12 protein-coding genes are annotated in these 17326 nt (G+C 74.8%); 6 read left to right on the top strand and 6 right to left on the bottom strand.

What is annotated here, in order from left to right:
* Window positions 1-12: 12 nt before the first annotated feature.
* Window positions 13-903: a methyltransferase domain-containing protein gene (locus ABIE39_RS08340; RefSeq protein WP_175008274.1), complete on the bottom strand. Its 891-nt coding sequence runs from the start codon at window positions 901-903 to the stop codon at window positions 13-15.
* Window positions 904-1032: 129 nt separating this feature from the next.
* On the opposite strand from ABIE39_RS08340, the gene ABIE39_RS08335 reads away from it, so the two are divergent.
* The 3 genes from ABIE39_RS08335 to ABIE39_RS08325 all read left to right on the top strand — a co-directional run bounded on the left by ABIE39_RS08335 (window position 1033) and on the right by ABIE39_RS08325 (window position 3728).
* A complete protein-coding gene (locus ABIE39_RS08335; protein ID WP_354051307.1) occupies window positions 1033-2253 on the top strand; it encodes a heparan-alpha-glucosaminide N-acetyltransferase domain-containing protein in 1221 nt (406 codons plus the stop codon).
* Window positions 2254-2263: 10 nt separating this feature from the next.
* Window positions 2264-3271 carry an aldo/keto reductase gene (locus ABIE39_RS08330; protein ID WP_175008272.1) on the top strand — a complete coding sequence of 336 codons (1008 nt, stop codon included), beginning with the start codon at window positions 2264-2266 and terminating at the stop codon, window positions 3269-3271.
* A gap of 76 nt (window positions 3272-3347) precedes the next feature.
* Window positions 3348-3728, top strand: coding sequence for an MmcQ/YjbR family DNA-binding protein (locus tag ABIE39_RS08325; RefSeq protein ID WP_175008271.1), 381 nt, complete (start codon window positions 3348-3350; stop codon window positions 3726-3728).
* Between the two features lie 23 nt (window positions 3729-3751).
* On the opposite strand, the gene ABIE39_RS08320 is transcribed toward ABIE39_RS08325, so the two are convergent.
* Both ABIE39_RS08320 and ABIE39_RS08315 read right to left on the bottom strand, forming a co-directional pair.
* On the bottom strand, window positions 3752-4699 hold the full coding sequence (locus tag ABIE39_RS08320) for a hypothetical protein (protein WP_186810375.1): 948 nt from the start codon (window positions 4697-4699) through the stop codon (window positions 3752-3754).
* A gap of 28 nt (window positions 4700-4727) precedes the next feature.
* Window positions 4728-5783, bottom strand: coding sequence for a DUF4190 domain-containing protein (locus ABIE39_RS08315; protein WP_175008269.1), 1056 nt, complete (start codon window positions 5781-5783; stop codon window positions 4728-4730).
* A 201-nt stretch (window positions 5784-5984) separates the two neighbouring features.
* Here ABIE39_RS08315 and ABIE39_RS08310 point away from each other — a divergent pair, with 201 nt between their 5' ends.
* Both ABIE39_RS08310 and ABIE39_RS08305 read left to right on the top strand, forming a co-directional pair.
* Window positions 5985-6977, top strand: a complete 993-nt coding sequence (locus tag ABIE39_RS08310; protein ID WP_502914840.1) for a 3-methyladenine DNA glycosylase — start codon at window positions 5985-5987, stop codon at window positions 6975-6977.
* 85 nt (window positions 6978-7062) lie between these two features.
* Entirely contained in the window at window positions 7063-7890 is an 828-nt protein-coding gene (locus ABIE39_RS08305) for an aminoglycoside 3'-phosphotransferase (protein ID WP_354051305.1), read from the top strand.
* A gap of 27 nt (window positions 7891-7917) precedes the next feature.
* Here ABIE39_RS08305 and ABIE39_RS08300 read toward each other — a convergent pair whose 3' ends face one another.
* Window positions 7918-8511, bottom strand: a complete 594-nt coding sequence (locus ABIE39_RS08300) for a YdeI/OmpD-associated family protein (RefSeq protein ID WP_209829709.1) — start codon at window positions 8509-8511, stop codon at window positions 7918-7920.
* Window positions 8512-8629: 118 nt separating this feature from the next.
* Window positions 8630-13696: a glycoside hydrolase domain-containing protein gene (locus ABIE39_RS08295; protein ID WP_354051303.1), complete on the bottom strand. Its 5067-nt coding sequence runs from the start codon at window positions 13694-13696 to the stop codon at window positions 8630-8632.
* Between the two features lie 383 nt (window positions 13697-14079).
* On the opposite strand from ABIE39_RS08295, the gene ABIE39_RS08290 reads away from it, so the two are divergent.
* Window positions 14080-16815 (top strand): DEAD/DEAH box helicase, encoded by a 2736-nt coding sequence (locus ABIE39_RS08290; RefSeq protein WP_354051301.1) that lies wholly within the window; start codon window positions 14080-14082, stop codon window positions 16813-16815.
* 40 nt (window positions 16816-16855) lie between these two features.
* On the opposite strand, the gene ABIE39_RS08285 is transcribed toward ABIE39_RS08290, so the two are convergent.
* A complete protein-coding gene (locus ABIE39_RS08285; protein WP_175008264.1) occupies window positions 16856-17281 on the bottom strand; it encodes a carboxymuconolactone decarboxylase family protein in 426 nt (141 codons plus the stop codon).
* Window positions 17282-17326: the final 45 nt, after the last annotated feature.

Raw genomic sequence — 17326 nt, 5'->3', positions numbered from 1 at the left:
GTGCCCGCACGATCACGCGCGGGCGAGGACCTCGCCGTTGAGGACGGCGAACCAGCCCGCCGGCTCCTCGGCCCAGCGCAGCCAGTCCTGCGCGAGCTGCTCGAGCGCGACGTCGTCCGCGAGCGCCGACTCCTTCGCCTGGACGGCGAAGTTCGACGCGACGCAGCGCTCGGCCCACAGCCCGCCCCACCACGTGCGGTCGGCGGGGGTGGCGTAGCACCAGGTGCTCGCGCTGGGCTCGATCCCGTCGAGCGGGAACCCGGCGTCCTGCACCCAGGAGAAGAGGCGACGACCGGCGTCGGCCTCGTACCCGTAGGCGTGCGTGACCTCGTGGTAGAGCGTGTTCCACTCGGTGAGCCCCGGCGACTCGGGGTACCAGGTCATGGCGGCGTAGTCGGCGTCGCGCACGGCGACGAGCCCGCCCGGCTTCGTGACGCGTCGCATCTCGCGCAGCGCGGCGATCGGGTCGGACAGGTGCTGCAGGAGCTGGTGCGCGTAGACGACGTCGAACGTGCCGTCGGCGAACGGCAGCTCGTAGGCGTTCGCGTGCTGGAACGAGATGTTCGCGGTGCCGCGCTGGGCGGCGAGCTCGCGAGCGCTGTCGAGGACGGCCTCGGACGCGTCGACGCCGACGACCCGTCCGTCGCCGACGCGGTCGGCGAGGTCGACGGTGACCGTGGCCGGGCCGCAGCCGACGTCGAGGAGGCTCATGCCGGGTCGCAGGTGCGGCAGGAGGAACCCGGCCGAGTTCTCGGCCGTGCGCCAGCGGTGCGAGCGCAGCACGGACTCGTGGTGGCCGTGGGTGTACGACTCGGACTCCTGCGCGGGGTCGCTGCCTGCCCCGGTGGGGGCGTCGGCGTGGTGGTCGGCGGCCTCGTCGGCGCCGTGGGGGGTGTGCGTCATACCCGCACCGTAGGCCGCGGTTGCGGCGTTCTCGACCCCGTTCTCACACTCTGGGCGCGTGGTCCCCGCGCGGCTCGTCCCCGGCGTGGCGGCGGGGTGGGAGCGCGCCCGCGCACGGACAATCCCCCCATGACGGCCGCGACCGGCACGACCTCCGCCTCGGGCGATCCCGCCCGGTCCTCCGTGGGCTTCGCGCGGCGCCACGCTGCGCTGCTCCTCGGCGGGCCGGGCCGCGTCACGGGGCTCGACGTCGCGCGCGGGGTCGCGGTCCTCGGGATGTTCACGGCGCACGTGGGCTTCACGACGGACGACTTCGGCGAGGTCTCCGGCTGGCTCTCGCTGTCCCACGGCCGCTCGTCGGTCCTCTTCGCGCTCGTGGCCGGGGTGTCGCTCGCTCTCGTCTCGGGCGGGCGCACCCCGCTCGACGGGCTGCCCGCGCTGCAGAACCGCACCCGCGTCCTCGTGCGCGCGGTGCTCCTGGTCGCCCTGGCGGGCCTGCTGGACCTGCTCGGCACGCGCGTCCTGCTGATCCTCGGCTTCTACGCCGCCTACTTCGTGCTCGCGCTGCCGTTCCTGCGCTGGCGGCGCCGGGACCTCCTGCTCCTCGCGGGGGCGGTCGCCGTCGTGGGCCCGGCGCTCGCGCTGTGGCTCCCGGAGGTGCTCGCGCGCGCCGGGCTCCACCTGCCCGACGACGGGTCGGGTGCGCTCACGGACTTCCTCGTCTCGGGGCACTACCCGGCGGTCGTGTGGATGGCGTACGTGCTCGTCGGGATCGCGATCGGTCGGTCCGACCTCGGCGCGAGGACGACGCGCGTCGCGCTGGTCGCCGGCGGGCTGCTCGCGGCGGGGCTCGGCTACGGCGTCTCGGCGGCGCTCACGGGTCCTCTGGGCGGGGCGCAGGCCGTGGAGGACGCGGCCGCGGTGTGGTGGAGCGCGTACCGGCCGGAGCCGCTCGGGTGGGCGGACCCGTGGCCGACGAGCGCGTACCTGTGGCTCGCGGGCCCGCACACGGACACTCTCCCCGAGGTCGTGGGGTCGGGCGGGTTCGCCGTCGCGGTGCTCGGGCTGTGCCTGTTCGCGGGCCGGGTAGGCCGCTGGGTGCTCGCCCCCGTCGCCGCGGTCGGCGCCATGGCGCTCACGGTCTACTCGGCCCAGATCGTCGTCCTGTGGGCCTGGGGCGACGCGGCGTACGAGCAGACGACGAACGGCCCGCTCCTCGCGCTCGTGCTCGCGACGCTCGGGGCCGCGACCCTGTGGCGCTGGGCGTTCGGCCGCGGCCCGCTGGAACGGCTCGTCGCGTCCGTCGCGGCGCGCGCCTCCGCCGTCACGTCGTCGCGCGGGCCGACGTAGGGTCGGCCGCATGACCACCACGAGCGACGACACCGCACCCCGCCCCGCCCTGCGCCGTCTCGGCCGGTCCGGCCTGGCCGTGTCCGCCGTCGGGCTGGGGTGCAACAACTTCGGGCGCCCCTCGACGGCGACGGAGACCCTGGAGGGCACGCGCGCCGTCGTCGACGCCGCGCTCGACGCGGGCGTGACGTTCTTCGACACGGCCGACACGTACGGCGGCCGCCCGGGCCTGAGCGAGGAGCTGCTCGGCCAGGCGCTCGGGTCGCGGCGCGACGACGTCGTCGTGGCGACGAAGTTCGGCATGTCGATGCGCGGGGCCGCGGGGGCGGACTTCGACGCGCGCGGCTCGCGCCGCTACGTCGTGCGGGCGGTCGAGGGCTCGCTGCGCCGCCTCGGCACCGACCGCATCGACCTCTACCAGTTCCACACCCCCGACCCGCAGACGCCGATCGACGAGACGCTCGCGGCGCTCGACGACCTCGTGCGCGCGGGCAAGGTGCTCTACGTGGGTCACTCCAACCGGGCCGGGTGGCAGATCGCGGAGGCAGAGCTCGTCGCGCGCGCGGCGGGCACCGTGCGGTTCGTGTCCGCGCAGAACCAGTACAACCTCGTCGACCGCGCGGCCGAGCTCGAGGTGCTGCCCGCCGCGGCGGCGTACGGGCTCGGCGTCCTGCCGTACTTCCCGCTCGCGAACGGCCTGCTCACCGGCAAGTACGCGCACGGCGCGCGGCCCGACGACGGCCGGCTCGTGCGCAGCAAGCCGCACCTGCTCGAGTCCGCGCCCTGGGAGGCGCTCGCGCGGCTGGGCGCGTTCTGCCAGGTGCGCGGCATCACCGAGGTGCAGGTCGCGTTCGGGTGGCTGCTCTCCCGGCCCCAGGTGTCGAGCGTCATCGCGGGTGCGACGAAGCCCGAGCAGGTGCGGCAGAACGCCGCCGCGGGTGCGTGGCGGCCCACGGCCGACGATCTCGCGGAGCTCGACGAGATCTTCCCGCCGCTCGGGAAGGTCGCACCCTTCTGACCCGTCCCGCCGCGCTCCCGCGGGCGCGGCGGCCGGTCGTGTGGCCCGACCGCGACCGGCTGCCTACCGTGGGGGCATGGCCTCGTGGGAGGACGTCGGACGGGTCGTGGCGGTGCTGCCGGGCACGGACCTCAAGGACGCGCGCCGGTGGACGGTGCACGGCAAGCTCTTCGTGTGGGAGCGCCCCCTGCGCCCGCGCGACCTCGACGAGCTGGGCGACGCGGCCCCGGCGGAGCCGCCCGTCGCGCTGCGCGTCGCGGACGAGGGCGAGAAGTCCGCGCTGGTCCAGGACGACCCCGGCACGTTCTTCACGACGAGCCACTTCGACGGGTACCCGGTCGTGCTCGCGCGGCTCGACCGGCTCCCCGTGCCGGAGCTCGAGGAGCTCGTGCAGGACGCGTGGCTCGCCCGCGCCCCGCACCGCCTCGCGCAGGAGTACCTGCGGCGCACGGAGTGACGCTGCGCGAGCGGGGAGAGGCGTCACCAGGAGAAGACGGCCACCGCGTAGTTCGCCCACGTCGGCTCCAGCGCCACCGTGACGTCCTCCGGGTCGTGGACGGCGTACACGAGATCCCACTCGCCGCTCGACCCCCGGGCCACGAGATCGGGGCGTTCGAGCAGGACGTCCGGCGCGTAGTCGTACACCCGGCGGGCCACGAGGCCGCCCGACACCGGTTGCACGTCGATGCTCCCGGGGTCGACGGCGCGGCCCGTGCCGTTCGTCAGGCGCACCCGGACGCGCACGGAGTCCGGCGGGTCGCCGTCCCGCACCGCCGCGTGCTCGCTCGGCGTGTACGCCTGCGGGGCCGAGACCGAGACGACGAGGCCGTCGGCGTACCGGACCGATTCGCCGAACCAGACGCGGTCGGACACGGCCGTGATCTCCGGGCCGTCGTCGGACCCGCCGCCGAGCGGGTACCCGCGCAGCGAGCTCCCCACGCCGTAGCCGGGACCGGTCGCGGGCACGACGTCGACCGCGACCCAGGTCGTGACGACGACCGTCCCCGCGAGCAGCGCGACGAGCGCGCGCGTCGCCCCCGGCACGCCGCGCGTGCCCCGACGCCAGGCGACGGCGCCGACCGTGAGCACGACGGCTCCGGCGACGGGGTAGAGCCAGCCCACGTGCGCCCAGCCCCAGCGCGCCGTCATGGCCTCGGTGACGAGGACGGCCCCGACGAGCAGGACGCCGAGGCACGCCGTGACGAGGACGCCCGTCCCCGAGCGTCGGGCCCGCGCGGGCTGCGCCGTCGGTGCGGGCTCGGGGTCGCCGGGGGCCGGGCGTTCGCCGCCGTCTGCGGGCGGCGAGGGCTCCGCAGGGCCGGGTGCCGACGGCGCGGGCTCGCGCTCCCCCGCCGCGCCGGGCGCCGTGCCCCACGCGGGTGCGGGCCCCGCGTCGTCGGGCGGGGTCCTGGGGTCGCTTCTGCTCACCGGTCCGTCCCTCGGTCCCGTGCGCCGGTCAGTACGCGCTCACGCGCGTGACCTCGAAGGTCGCCGTCTTCATGGCCTCGAGGTTCTCGGAGTCGATGAAGTCGAAGGCCTCGACGGTCGTCGACTCGCCCGGGGCGAGCTGGTCGGTGTAGACGAAGTCGGACTCGACGACCGTGCCGTCGGCCGCGACGGCGTCGACGTCGAGGTCGAACGTCAGCGGCTCGTCGGAGGTGTTGGTCAGCGTGAGCGGCAGGGCGGACTCGACCCAGCCGAACTCGTCGGCGGTGCCCTCGAACGTGCCGACCTCGACACCGAGGTCGTTCGCGAGGATCTCGTCCGTCGACTCGCCGAGCGCGCGGTCGGAGTCCTCCTGGATCTCCGAGAGCGTCTGCTCGTACTGCGACGAGGCCTCGTTCGCCGCGACGACGAAGAGGACCCACACGAGGATGGTCACGAGCACCGAGACCACACCGAGCACGATCGCCGCGATCGAGAAGCCCTTGCCCGACCGGCCCTGCTTCGCCTGCGACAGCCCGACGAAGCCGAGCACCACGCCGGCGATGCCCATCACCGCGGCGAAGATGTTGACGAACGGGATCCAGCTGCCGAGGAAGCCGAGGATCGCCAGCACGAAGCCGACGATCGCCATCGTCCCGGTCGACGGCGCCGGCGCCGTGTACGCGGCGTAGCCGTTCCCGTACGGGCTCCCGTAGGGCTGCTGGGCGGGGTCGCCGTAGGGCTGGCCGTACGGCTGCTGCGCCCCGGCGTCGGGGTAGGGCTGCGCGTACCCCTGCGCCGGGGACCCGGCGGGCTGGCCGTAGCCCTGCTGCCCGTACGCGGCCTGAGGATCGGCACCGTAGGGCGGGTGGCCGGGGTCTCCGTAGGGCGCCTGCTCCGGCGTGCTGCCGTACCCGGGCGCGCCGTACGCGGCGTCGGGCGAGCCGTACGGCCGGGGCTGCGGCTCTCCCTGCGACGCCCACGCGTCCTGCCCCTGTCCGTGCCCCTCCTGCGCAGGGTCGGAGCCCTGCGGCCGGTAGGGGTCGAACTGGTACGGGTCCTGCGGTGCCGTGGGCGGCTGCGACATGGTGCTCCTCCGCGGCCTCGCCGCGAGATCGGTCGTTCGGGTCGGGGTGGACGGCCGACGCGCGGTCGGCCGGCCGGACGCGCCGGGTCTTCACAGCACGTTCACGGCCATTCTTCCCGGTCGCGCCCACATCGGGAAAACCGCGCGGCGGGTGAAAGTCCGCCGCGCCGACGCCCCCGCGGGCTCTCGTACCCTGGATGCGTGCCTGCGACCGCCCCCGCGACCCCCCGGACGACGCCCGTCGTCGTCCCCGGCGTGCTGCCCGCCGCGGAGTGGGCGGAGCGCGAGCGCGCCCACGCCGAGCGCGCGGACGCGCTGACGGCCGGGTGGCGGCACCGCAAGCCGCTCGGGCAGAAGCACGCGATCGAGGACTTCCTCTTCACCTACTACCCCACGCGCCCGGCCCAGCTCCGGCGCTGGCACCCGGGGCCGGGCGTCGTGCTGGCTCCCCCGACCGCCGCGAGCGGTGCGGCACCGGGCACCGACGCGGCGCCCGACCCGTACGCCGACCGCTCTGGATGGCGCTGGTACCGGAGCACGCCCGACGGTCTGACGCTCGACACCGACGCGTTCCTCGCCGACCGCGGCGACACCGTGCGGTACCTGCGCGCCCTGCTCGACGCCACCGCGTCGCGCCCGGGCCGGTTCGGCTGCTTCGGGCTCCACGAGTGGGCCATGGTCTACCGCGACAAGGAGGCCGGGCGCGACCACCGGCACCCGCTCCCCCTGCGGCTCGGGCACGAGGGGACGGACCGGGTCGTCGAGGACCACCCCGTGCAGTGCTCCCACTTCGACGCCTTCCGCTTCTTCACGCCGGAGGCCGGGCCGCTCAACCGCCTGCGGCCCACGCGCGAGACGCAGCCCGCCCTGGAGCAGCCGGGGTGCCTGCACGCGACGATGGACCTCTACAAGTGGGCGCTCAAGCTCACGCCGGCCGTCCCCGGCGACGTCGTCCTCGACGCCTTCGAGCTCGCGCGCGACGTCCGCGTCGTCGACATGCAGGCGTCGCCCTACGACGTGTCGTCGTACGGGCTGGAGCCGGTCGCGATCGAGACGCCCGAGGGCAAGGCCGAGTACGTGCGGCACCAGCGCGCCTTCGCCGTCCGCGGGGCAGTGCTGCGCGAGCGGCTCCTCGCCGTGTGCGACGCGCTGCTCCCGCCGGACGGCGACGCGTCCGCCCACGTCTCCCGCTGAGGCCTGACATCCGACGCGCGGACGAGGGACGTCGCGCCGGCGGCGGCCGTGACCGGCGACCGGCCCGCGTGCGAGGATCGCCCGCGTGAGCCGCGCCGAGACCATCGCCGAGATCCCGACCGGCCCCGTGGCCGTCCCCGCCGTCGTCCGCGCGCTCGCGAGGGACGACGTCGTCACCCCGGTCTGGCGCAACACCGTCGGCGGGCTGACGTTCCGCCTCGACCCGCGCGGCGGCGAGGCAGGGGGACCGGTCCGGTACGCGAAGTGGGTCCCGGCGGGCGTCCCGGAGATCGACCTGGCGGGAGAGGCCGAGCGGCTCGCGTGGGTCGGCGACCGGACCCCTGTGCCGCGCGTCCTCGACCAGGGCGCGGACGACGACGGCTCGTGGCTCGTGACGCAGGCCGTCGCGGGGCGGTCGGCGGTCGAGGCGCGCTGGGCGGGCGACCCGGCGGTGGCCGCGACCGCGATCGGCCGCGGGCTGCGCGCGCTGCACGAGGCGCTCCCGGTGGCCTCGTGCCCCTTCACCTGGTCCGTCGCGCAGCGTGTCGCGAACGCCGACGACCGGCTCGCACGGGGGCACGGGCCCGACGAGTGGTTCCCCGAGCACCGCGGTCTGGCCGTCGCCGAGGCGCGCGCCCGGCTCGACGACGCTCCCCCGGTCGACCGCCTCGTCGTGTGCCACGGGGACGCGTGCGTGCCGAACACGCTCCTGCACGACGACGGCACGTTCGCCGCGCACGTCGACCTCGGGTCGCTCGGGGTCGCGGACCGCTGGGCGAACCTCGCCGTCGCGGCGTGGAGCACGGAGTGGAACTACGGCCCCGGGTACGACGGCCACGTCTACGCGGGCTACGGCATCGACCCCGACCCGGAGCGCATCGCGTACTACCGGCTGCTCTGGGACCTGTCCTGACGGCGGGGTGCGGCGCGCCGTGCGCCGTCAGCGACGCGGCTGGTGGGCGGCGACGCCCTGCTCGGCGAGCTCGGCGGTCTCCGCGATCCGGCGCGCCCGGGTGTCGGGCCGCTTCGCCTCGACGATCCAGCCGAGGATCGAGCGCCGCACGCCGGGCGTGAAGGCGTCGAAGCGCTCCCGCACGTCGGGCCGCTCGCCGAGCGCCGCGGCGAGGTCGTCGGGGACGACGAGCGCCTCCGCGTCGTCGTGCCGGGTCCAGGACCCGTCCGCCCGGCCGGCCTCGACGACGGCGCGCCCGGCGTCGGTGAGGCGCCCGTCCGCCTCGACGCGTGCGACCCGCTCCTTGCTGAGCCGCGTCCAGCGGGAGCCGGGACGGCGGCGCGTGAACCACAGCGCGTGCCGGTCCTGGTCGACGGTCGCGGCCTGCCCGTCGATCCAGCCGTAGGACAGCGCCTCCTCGATCCACGGCTCGTACCCGAACGTCGGCCGACCGCTCTCGCGCCGCCACGTGAGGAGCCAGACCCCGGGCTCGGGGTCGTCGTGGTGCGCGGCGAGCCACGCCCGCCACTCCGCGGGGGTCTGCGCGTGGAACGCGGGACGGCCCTGGTACTCCTCGGTCACGGTGGCGCCTCCGTCGTCGGTCGGGGCACCAGCGTGCCCGGTCCGCCGCGGAGGTGCCAGGGTGCCGACCCGGGAGGCGCCCCGTCGGCGCCTCCCGGGTCGGTCGTGCGTCCTGCGGTCAGGAGCAGGACGGGACGGTGACGACCTGCTCGACCGTCTGGGTGCCGTCCGCCCCCGTCGCCGTGACGGTGACGTCCAGGTCGCCCGTCGCGGACCGCGCGGCGAACGACTGGTACGCGCTCGCCCCCGCCGCGACGCCGGCGAACGACCGCGTCCCGAGCGACGACGCCAGCTCGACGTCGACGGCCGCGTCGGAGACGTTCACCGCGCGGACCGCAACGTAGGGCTTGCCTGCGAGGCAGCGCGGGCTGACCTCGACCTCGACGAGCACGACGTCGGCCGGCTCCTCCAGGGCGTCGATCGCGCCCTGGAGCGCGAGCCGCGCGTCGCGCAGCGCCGCGTCGGACGCCGCGGCGTCGTCGAGCGTCCCGGTCGCCGCGCCGAGCGCCGCGCGGAAGGCCTGCCAGGACTCGGGGCTGTACCCCTCGTCGGTCAGGGCCTCGGCGCTCGCCACGAGGTTCTCGAGCCGACGGCGCTCGGCGGGCACGAGCTGGTCGGTCGCCAGGCCGAGGCGCCGCGCCCGCTCGTCGGCCTGCGCCTGGGTGGCGCCGGCGTCGGCGAGCACGGACCGTGCCGCCGCGAGCTCGCGCGTGAAGACGCGCGCGTCGATCCGGCCGTACCGCGCGATCTCCGCCTCGGGCGTCCCGGCCGCGTCGACCGCCGCGGCGAGCGCCGCGGTGTCGGTCGGCGGGGCCTCGACGTCGTACGCGTCGGTGAAGAAGCGCATGCTGTCGAGGTTCGCGACGTACGGGTGGTCGGCGTACGCCTCCGTCGACAGGCGCACCCACACCTGGTGCTTGCCGCGCACGGTGCTCGGCAGGTCGACGACGGCCGTCCCGTCCGTGGTCCAGCTCGACCCGGTGCTCGCGAGCGGGACGGTGACGAACGGCTCGCCCGGGTTCGCGGGGTCGAACGCGTCGAGGTAGACCGACAGCGCGGAGCTCCGCCCGGACCGGTTGGCGTTGTGCACGTAGTGCACGGAGAGCTGGTCGAGCGCGGCGGAGCCGAGGTCGATCTCCCCGTACGCGAGCCAGTCGCCGTCGGCGGTGCCGCCGACGTTCGTCACCGGACCGCTCGTCCACGTCGAGCTCTCGTTCTTGAGCCCGCGACCCGAGTTCGAGGTCCAGGCCTCGGACTCGACGACGACCGACGTCGGGCCGCCCGGCGCGAACGTCAGGCGGTCGAGGTTCGCGACGTACGGGTGGTCGGCGTACGGCTCGGTCGTCAGGCGCACGAACACCTCGTGCGTCCCCTGCACCGTCTCGGGCAGGACGACGGTCGCCGTCCCGTCCGTGGTCCAGGTCGACCCCGTGGTCGGCAGCGGCACGGTGACGAACGGCTCGCCCGGGTCCGCCGGGTCGAACGCGTCGAGGTACACCGACAGCGCCGAGTTCTTCCCGGACCGGTTCGAGTTGTGGACGTAGTGGACCGACAGCTCGCCGAGCGGCAGCTCACCGAGGTCGACCTCGCCGTAGGCGATCCAGTCGCCGTCCGCGGTGCCGCCGACGTTCGTCACCGGCCCGCTCGTCCACGTCGAGGACTCCTTCTTGAGCCCGCGACCGGAGTTCGCGGTCCAGTCCTCGGCCTCGATCGTCACGGTCGGGGACTCGCCCGGCTGGCCCGGGGCGCCCGGGTCCTCGGCGCTGAACCGGAACCAGTCGAAGTTCCCGACCCAGCTCCGGCCCGACGGCGCGAGGAGCTCGAACGTCACGACCTGCGCGTCGACGAGCGCCTGCACGTCGCCGAGCTCCGCCGTCACCTCGGTGTACTTTCCCCAGCCGCTCGTGCCCGTCAGGTCGACGGTCGCGACCACGGGGCCGCTCACGTCGCCGGCGTGCACGCGCACGGTGCTCGGCGTGTCCGTCGGGGCGAAGCTCGTGTCGTACCGGACCGTGAGGAAGCGCGGCGGGGTGTCCCCGGCGGCGGTCTCGAAGGTCATGTCGCGGTACTGCACCCACGACCCGGAGCGCACGCCGCCGAGGTTGCCGGACGAGCTGTTCGCCTCGTTCTTCAGCTCGCCGCCCGACCACGCCTCGGACTGCTCGGCCTCGAGCGTGCGGTACCCGCCGCCCGTGAGGTCGAGCGCGTCGGCCGCCGCACCGAGCCGGTCGGCCGCGAACCGCAGCGCGATGCTCGTCGCCGCCTCGTCCGCGAGCGCCTCCTGCGCCCGGGTCAGGGCGGTCGAGAACCGGTCGAACGTCACCGAGGAGTAGTTCCCGTGCCGCACGAGCACGGCGTCGTCGACGAGCGCGGCGAGCGCGTCGCGCTCGGCGGACGCCACGGACAGCCGCAGGGGCGAGCGCACCGAGACGCCCTGCCCGCGGAGCGACGCCGCGGGGACGCCGTCGGCGAGCGCGGCGTCGCGCAGGTGCACGAAGAAGCGCGCGTCGGCGGACGCCGTCCCCGTCAGGGAGACGGTCAGCGCGGTCGGCGCCGCGACCGTCACGGCCGCGGTGACGCCGTCGGGCAGCCCGACGACGCTCGCCGCCCCGCTCGCGACGAGGTCCGTGCCGGCGGGCGCGGCGAGGCGGGCGCCGTCGAGAGTGAGCGTTACGGTCGCGTCGAGCGCGCCGCCGTCGCCGGTCCGCACGGTGGTCGGGTCGGCGCTGACGCGCGGTCCTTCCGCCGGCTCGTCGGTCGCGGTGCTCATCGAGAACGCGGGCGCCGTGTCCGTGCCCCAGTCGCTCGGCTGCTCGCCCATGCGGAACGCGAGGTCGGCTCCGCCGACCACGGTCGCGTAGTCGACCCACGTGTTGCCGAACGTCACGCCGTCGAGCGTCGCGGACTGGACGTAGAACGCGTCCTCGGAGACGCCGTCGGCCGTGACCGTGAAGGCGCTGCCGTCGTCGTAGGTGATGGTCGTCGAGTCGAAGAACGGCGACCCGACCTGGAACTCGGACGAGCCCGCGGTCACCGGGAACAGCCCGACGGCCGCGGCGACGAACATCGTCGACATCGTGCCCGCGTCGTTGTCCATCGTGGGGAGCATCCCGCGGGGGTCGAGCCGGTACACCTTCGTCTTCACGGGCGGCGTGAACTCGCCGCCGCCGCTCGGCACGGCGCTGGAGGAGCCGGTCGCGATGTACCGGTTCCAGGTCTCCTTCGTGTAGATCGCGCGCGCCCACTTCTGCGTGAGGCTCGGCTCGCCCGTGTAGTTGAAGAGGTACGGCGCCTGGAGGTCGATCTCGTTGGCGTTCGAGTGGAGCATGGCCTTGCCGTCGTCCGGCGCGTGCTCACCGAACATGTGGCGCATGGCGAGGCGCGCCGCCTCGGGGCCGCCCATCGCCTCGACGAGCGCGTCCATGTCGTACGCGTCGTACCAGTGGTATTGCCAGAGCGTGCCCTGGTAGAGGCCGGCGGCCTCGAACTTCGCGTGGTCGGCGCTCTGCCACGACCCGTCCGCGGCGCGCGGGGTGAGGAGGCCGACCTGCGTGCCGTCGGCGGCGGTCCACGCGCCCGGCTTGGTGAGCTTCTCGATCGGCCACGACGCCTGCTCGCGCAGCGTCTCGGCCTCCTCGGTCAGGCCGAGCTCGTCCGCGATCACGGACAGGCCGTACTGGTCGTAGCCGCGCTGCACGGACGCGCCGGGGTTGCCCGCCACGTAGCCGCGCCGGAGCTCGTCCGCGCTGTACTGCCCGACGAGCCGCTGGAGCGCCGGGTACGCCTCGTCGAGGCGGTCGAACCCGTCGAAGCCCTTGGCGATCGCGTCCGCGACCACGACCGACGACCGCTCCCAGCGCACCGTCGGGACCGAGTGCACGAACCCGCCGAGGCCGCCGCCGGTGCCCGTCGCCTCGGCGTCCGCGAACAGGTAGACCAGCGACTGCACCATGTCCCGGTACAGCGCCGGGTCGATGTACGCGATGACGGAGAACTTGCGGAAGTCGTCCCACGTGGCCCACGAGTCGTAGTACGTGAAGCCCTGCGCGGCGTGCACCGCCCCGTCGACGCCGCGGTACGTGCCCGAGGTGCTCGTCGCGTTCATCGGCATCGCGAACATGCGGTAGAGGTGCGTGTAGAAGAGCCGCTGGAGCTCGCCCGTCGGGTCCGTCGCCGTCGAGGCGTCGATCGCGACCCGCCCGAGCGTCGCGTTCCACTCCGCGCGGGTGCGGTCACGGATCGCGTCGAACGACAGGTCGCCGAGCTCGACCTGCTGGTCGATCCGCGCCTGCTCGACGCTCACCGGCGACAGGGTGACCTGGAGCCCGACCTCCCCGGCGTCGGCCGGGTCGAACGTGAGGATCGCGCCGGTGTCGACGCCGTCCTGGGCGGTCGCGTCGACGAGCCGGTCGTCGTCACCCCACGTCTGGACCGTCGCGGGCTGGAGCGTGCGCGCGGTGTAGTACAGCGTGTAGGCCGCGTTGTAGAAGTAGCCCGTGACCTGCCCGGACAGTTCCACGGTGCCGTCCGCGCGCGTCTCGACCTGCACCGACGACGACCGGCGGCTCGTGTTGTTCGTCTCGAGGTCCACCACGAGGCTCGGTGTCGAGCCGGCGGGGAACGCGTAGCGGTGCACGCCCGAGCGCGTGGTGGCCGCGACCTCGGCCTCGATCGTGCCCGGTGCACCGGTGATGGCGCCGTCCTTGCCCGCGACGTTGCCGAGCCCGACGGAGTAGAAGCCCGGTCCGGCGTCCTCGTCGTCGTGCGAGAACGGGTGCGCGTACGTGCCCGTGCCGGGGCGCGCCGTGTACGACCCGGACGTCGGCACCACGAGGAGGTCACCACCGCCGCCGGAGCCCCCGACCCCGTCGAGGTTGGTGTGCGTGAAGCCCGAGATCTTCGACTGCGCGTAGTCGTACCCGGTGTTGTTGCGGCCCGGGGTCGTGCGCGGGTTGACCTTCGCGAGGCCGTTCGGCGCCTGCGCGGCGGGCATGTCGTTGCCGTAGTCGCCCTCGGTGCCGACGAAGACGTCGACCAGGGACGCGTAGTCGGCCGACGGCGGCTCGGGGGCGGCGCTCGCGGCGGTCGCGGGCGCGAGACCGACGACGGCGAGCGCCACGGCAAGCGCGCCCGCGACCAGCCGCGGGGCGGGCCGGCGCGGGCGGTCCGGGGTCGCGGGGGTCACAGGTCTGGGCTGCAGGGATCGGGGGGTCGGCAGGCTGGGGGCCATGGTGTCCTCGGGCAGGGGCCGCCGGCGGGGGCGCCGGGACGGCAGGGTCGGTCAGGGGGTGGGATGGCGCGGGCGGCCGGGGCGGTGCCCGCGCCACCCTGTCAGGGGCAGGTGACGAGCGGGTGATCTGCGGGTGGCCGCACGGGGTGCTCCCTCCGTCCCACGGCGGCGTGGGCTCGGTGGTCGTCGGTGACGCGGAGGCTGGACGCGCGTCCCGTGCACGTCCGGGGCTACCCTCGCACAGGTTGACAGCGCTATCAACCCCCTTCTCGGTCCCCCGGGACGCCCGCTGCGCCGGTCCGGCGACCGGCCTCCCCGACACCTGACAGACTCGTCCCGTGACCACCACGACCGGCCGCACCCCGGCTCTCCTCGCGCACGTGCCCGCCCCGACGGGCAAGGCCCCCGACCCGGACGCGCTCTACGAGGGGTTCACCACGTGGACGACGGAGCAGGGCCTCGAGCTCTACCCGCACCAGAGCGAGGCGCTCATCGAGCTGGTCACCGGCTCGCACGTCATCCTCTCGACGCCCACCGGCTCGGGGAAGTCCCTCGTCGCGATGGGTGCCCAGTTCGCGGCGCTCGCCGCGCACCGCTCGGGCCGCGGCGGCCGCACCTACTACACCGCGCCGCTCAAGGCGCTCGTCAGCGAGAAGTTCTTCGCGCTCGTCGCGGCGTTCGGATCCAAGAACGTCGGCATGACGACCGGTGACTCCGCCGTGAACCCCGACGCCCCGATCATCTGCTGCACGGCCGAGATCCTCGCGAACATCGCGCTGCGCCGGGGCGGCGAGAACGCCGGTGCGGACGACGAGGACGCGATCTCCCAGGTCGTCATGGACGAGTTCCACTTCTACGCGGACCCGCAGCGCGGCTGGGCGTGGCAGGTGCCGCTGCTCGAGCTGCCGAGAACCCAGTTCCTGCTCATGTCGGCGACGCTCGGCGACACGACCCGGTTCGTCGAGGAGCTCGAGGAGCGCACCGGCCGGCCGGTCGCCGAGGTGACCACCGCCCAGCGGCCGGTCCCGCTGCACTTCAGCTACGTCGTCGAACCGTTGACCGAGGTCATCGAGGAGCTCGTCAGCACGCGCCGCGCGCCCGTGTACGTCGTGCACTTCACCCAGAAGGACGCGGTCGAGCGCGCGCAGTCGCTGCTGTCGATGAACGTCGCGACGAAGTCCGAGAAGGAGGCGATCGCCGCCGAGCTCGGCGACTTCCGCTTCGGCACCGGGTTCGGCAAGACGCTGAGCAAGTTCCTGCGGCACGGCGTCGGCGTGCACCACGCGGGCATGCTGCCCAAGTACCGGCGCGTCGTCGAGCGCCTCACGCAGGCGGGCCTGCTCAAGGTCGTGTGCGGCACGGACACTCTCGGCGTCGGCATCAACGTGCCGATCCGCACCGTGCTGCTCACGAGCCTCGTGAAGTTCGACGGCGAGCGCATGCGGCACCTCACGGCGCGCGAGTTCCACCAGATCGCGGGGCGCGCGGGCCGCGCCGGGTACGACACCGTGGGCGAGGTCCTCGTCATGGCGCCCGAGCACGTCATCGAGAACCGCAAGATGCTCGCCAAGGCGGGCGACGACCCGAAGAAGCTCAAGAAGATCGTCCGCAAGAAGGCGCCGCAGGGGTCGGTCAACTGGACCGACGCGACGTTCGAGCGCCTGCGCGACGCCGAGCCCGAGCCGCTGACGAGCCACTTCACCGTCACGCACGCCATGGTGCTCAACGTCCTCGCGCGCACGGCGCAGCACGGTCGCGGCGGGCAGGCCGACGCGAGCGACCCGCGCCGCAACCCCGTCGAGGCCATGCGCCACCTGCTCCTCGCGAACCACGACACGGAGTCGCAGCGCCGCGAGCACGTGCGCCAGACGTTCCGCATCTACCGCTCGCTGCGCGTCGCGGGCATCGTCGAGCGCGTCCGCGTGCCCGACCCGTCGCGCCCCGCGGGCTACCGCCCGAGCGTGCGCCTCGTCGGCGACCTGCCGCGCGAGTTCGCGCTCAACCAGCCGCTGTCGCCGTTCGCGCTCGCCGCCCTGGACCTGCTCGACGTCGAGGGCGCGACCCACGCGCTCGACGTCGTCTCCGTCATCGAGGCGACCCTCGACGACCCGCGCCAGGTGCTCTACGCCCAGCAGAACGCCGCCAAGGGCGAGGCCGTCGCCGCGATGAAGGCCGAGGGGTACGAGTACGAGGAGCGCATGGCGCTGCTCGAGGAGATCACGTGGCCCAAGCCGCTCGAGGAGCTGCTGGCGCCCGCGTTCGCGATGTACAAGCGGTCCAACCCGTGGGTCGCGGACGCCGAGCTCTCCCCCAAGTCGGTGGTCCGCGACATGGTCGAGCGCGCGATGACGTTCGCGGAGTTCGTGTCCGTCTACGGCCTCGAGCGCACGGAGGGCGTGGTGCTGCGCTACCTCGCGGACGCCTACCGGGCGCTGCGCCAGGTCGTCCCCGAGGAGCACCGCACCGAGGAGGTGCAGGAGATCGTCGAGTGGCTCGGCGAGCTCGTGCGCGGCGTCGACTCGTCGCTCCTCGACGAGTGGGAGCGCCTCGCGCACCCGGTCGACGACGACGCGGACACCGAGGTGGGCGACGGCCCGCTCTCCGGGGCGGGGGCCGAGGCGCCCACCCGCCCTGTCACGGGCAACCCGCGCTCGTTCCGCCGCCTCGTGCGCAACGCGCTGTTCCGGCGCGTCGAGCTCGCCGCGCGCGAGGACTACCGTGCGCTCGGCGCGCTCGACGGCGGCGCGGGCTGGGACGCGGACGCATGGGGCGACGCGCTCGACCCGCTCTTCGAGGACCAGGGCGACGACGCGATCGGCATCGGGCCCGGCGCCCGCTCCGCGGCGCTGTTCCGCGTCGTCGAGGCGGGCGCCGAGCTGCCCGCAGGCCACGAGGGCCCGACGGCGGAGCACGCCCCCGGCGGCGTGGTACCGGCGGGCACGTGGCTCGTGCGACAGGTGCTCGACGACCCGGCGGGCGACCACGACTGGGCGATCACGGCGAGCGTCGACCTCGCGGCGAGCGACGAGGCGGGCGAGCCCGTGGTGACGGTGCTCGCCGTCGGGCCGCTGTAGGCCGGGTGCGCACGGTCGGCCGGGCGTCCGGGCCCGGCCCTCACTCGACCGGCAGGAGCCCGCGCCGCGCGAAGACCTCCTTCGCGACCGCGGTCGCGTTGAGGGCGCGCGGGAAGCCGCAGTACACGGCCGACTGGAGGAGCGCCTCGACGATCTCCCGGGGCGTCAGCCCGACGTCGAGCGCGGTGCCCACGTGGATGTCGAGCTGGGCCTCGCACCCGCCGAGAGCGCTGAGCATGCCCAGCGTGACCAGCTGGCGGTCGCGCGGCTCCAGGTGCGGCCGCGCGTACATCTCGCCGTACGCCCACGCCGAGATCTGGTGCTCGAGCTCGGGCGAGACGTCCGCGAGCGCCTCGGCGATCGCGGCGGGCGCCGCCTCGTTGACCGCGCCGAACACCGCCCGTCCGTGCTCGTAGCGCTCCGCGCGCGTCGTCGGCCTGTCGTCCGTGGAGTTCCCCTGCGTCACGCGGTGCAGGGTAGAGGACGCGCACCGGCCGTGGTCGACGGTCTC

It is taken from the genome of Cellulosimicrobium sp. 4261 (genome assembly GCF_040546915.1).
Taxonomy (GTDB): Bacteria; Actinomycetota; Actinomycetes; order Actinomycetales; family Cellulomonadaceae; genus Cellulosimicrobium; species Cellulosimicrobium cinnabarinum.
The sequence above is the reverse complement of the archived record's forward strand: the minus strand, read 5'-3'. Positions and strand labels throughout refer to the sequence as shown.

Excerpts from the sequence above, each read along its gene's own strand:
- ABIE39_RS08340 (WP_175008274.1), bottom strand. The coding sequence starts at position 903 with ATGACGCACACCCCCCACGGCGCCGACGAGGCCGCCGACCACCACGCC.
- ABIE39_RS08335 (WP_354051307.1), top strand. The coding sequence starts at position 1,033 with ATGACGGCCGCGACCGGCACGACCTCCGCCTCGGGCGATCCCGCCCGG.
- ABIE39_RS08330 (WP_175008272.1), top strand. The coding sequence starts at position 2,264 with ATGACCACCACGAGCGACGACACCGCACCCCGCCCCGCCCTGCGCCGT.
- ABIE39_RS08325 (WP_175008271.1), top strand. The coding sequence starts at position 3,348 with ATGGCCTCGTGGGAGGACGTCGGACGGGTCGTGGCGGTGCTGCCGGGC.
- ABIE39_RS08315 (WP_175008269.1), bottom strand. The coding sequence starts at position 5,783 with ATGTCGCAGCCGCCCACGGCACCGCAGGACCCGTACCAGTTCGACCCC.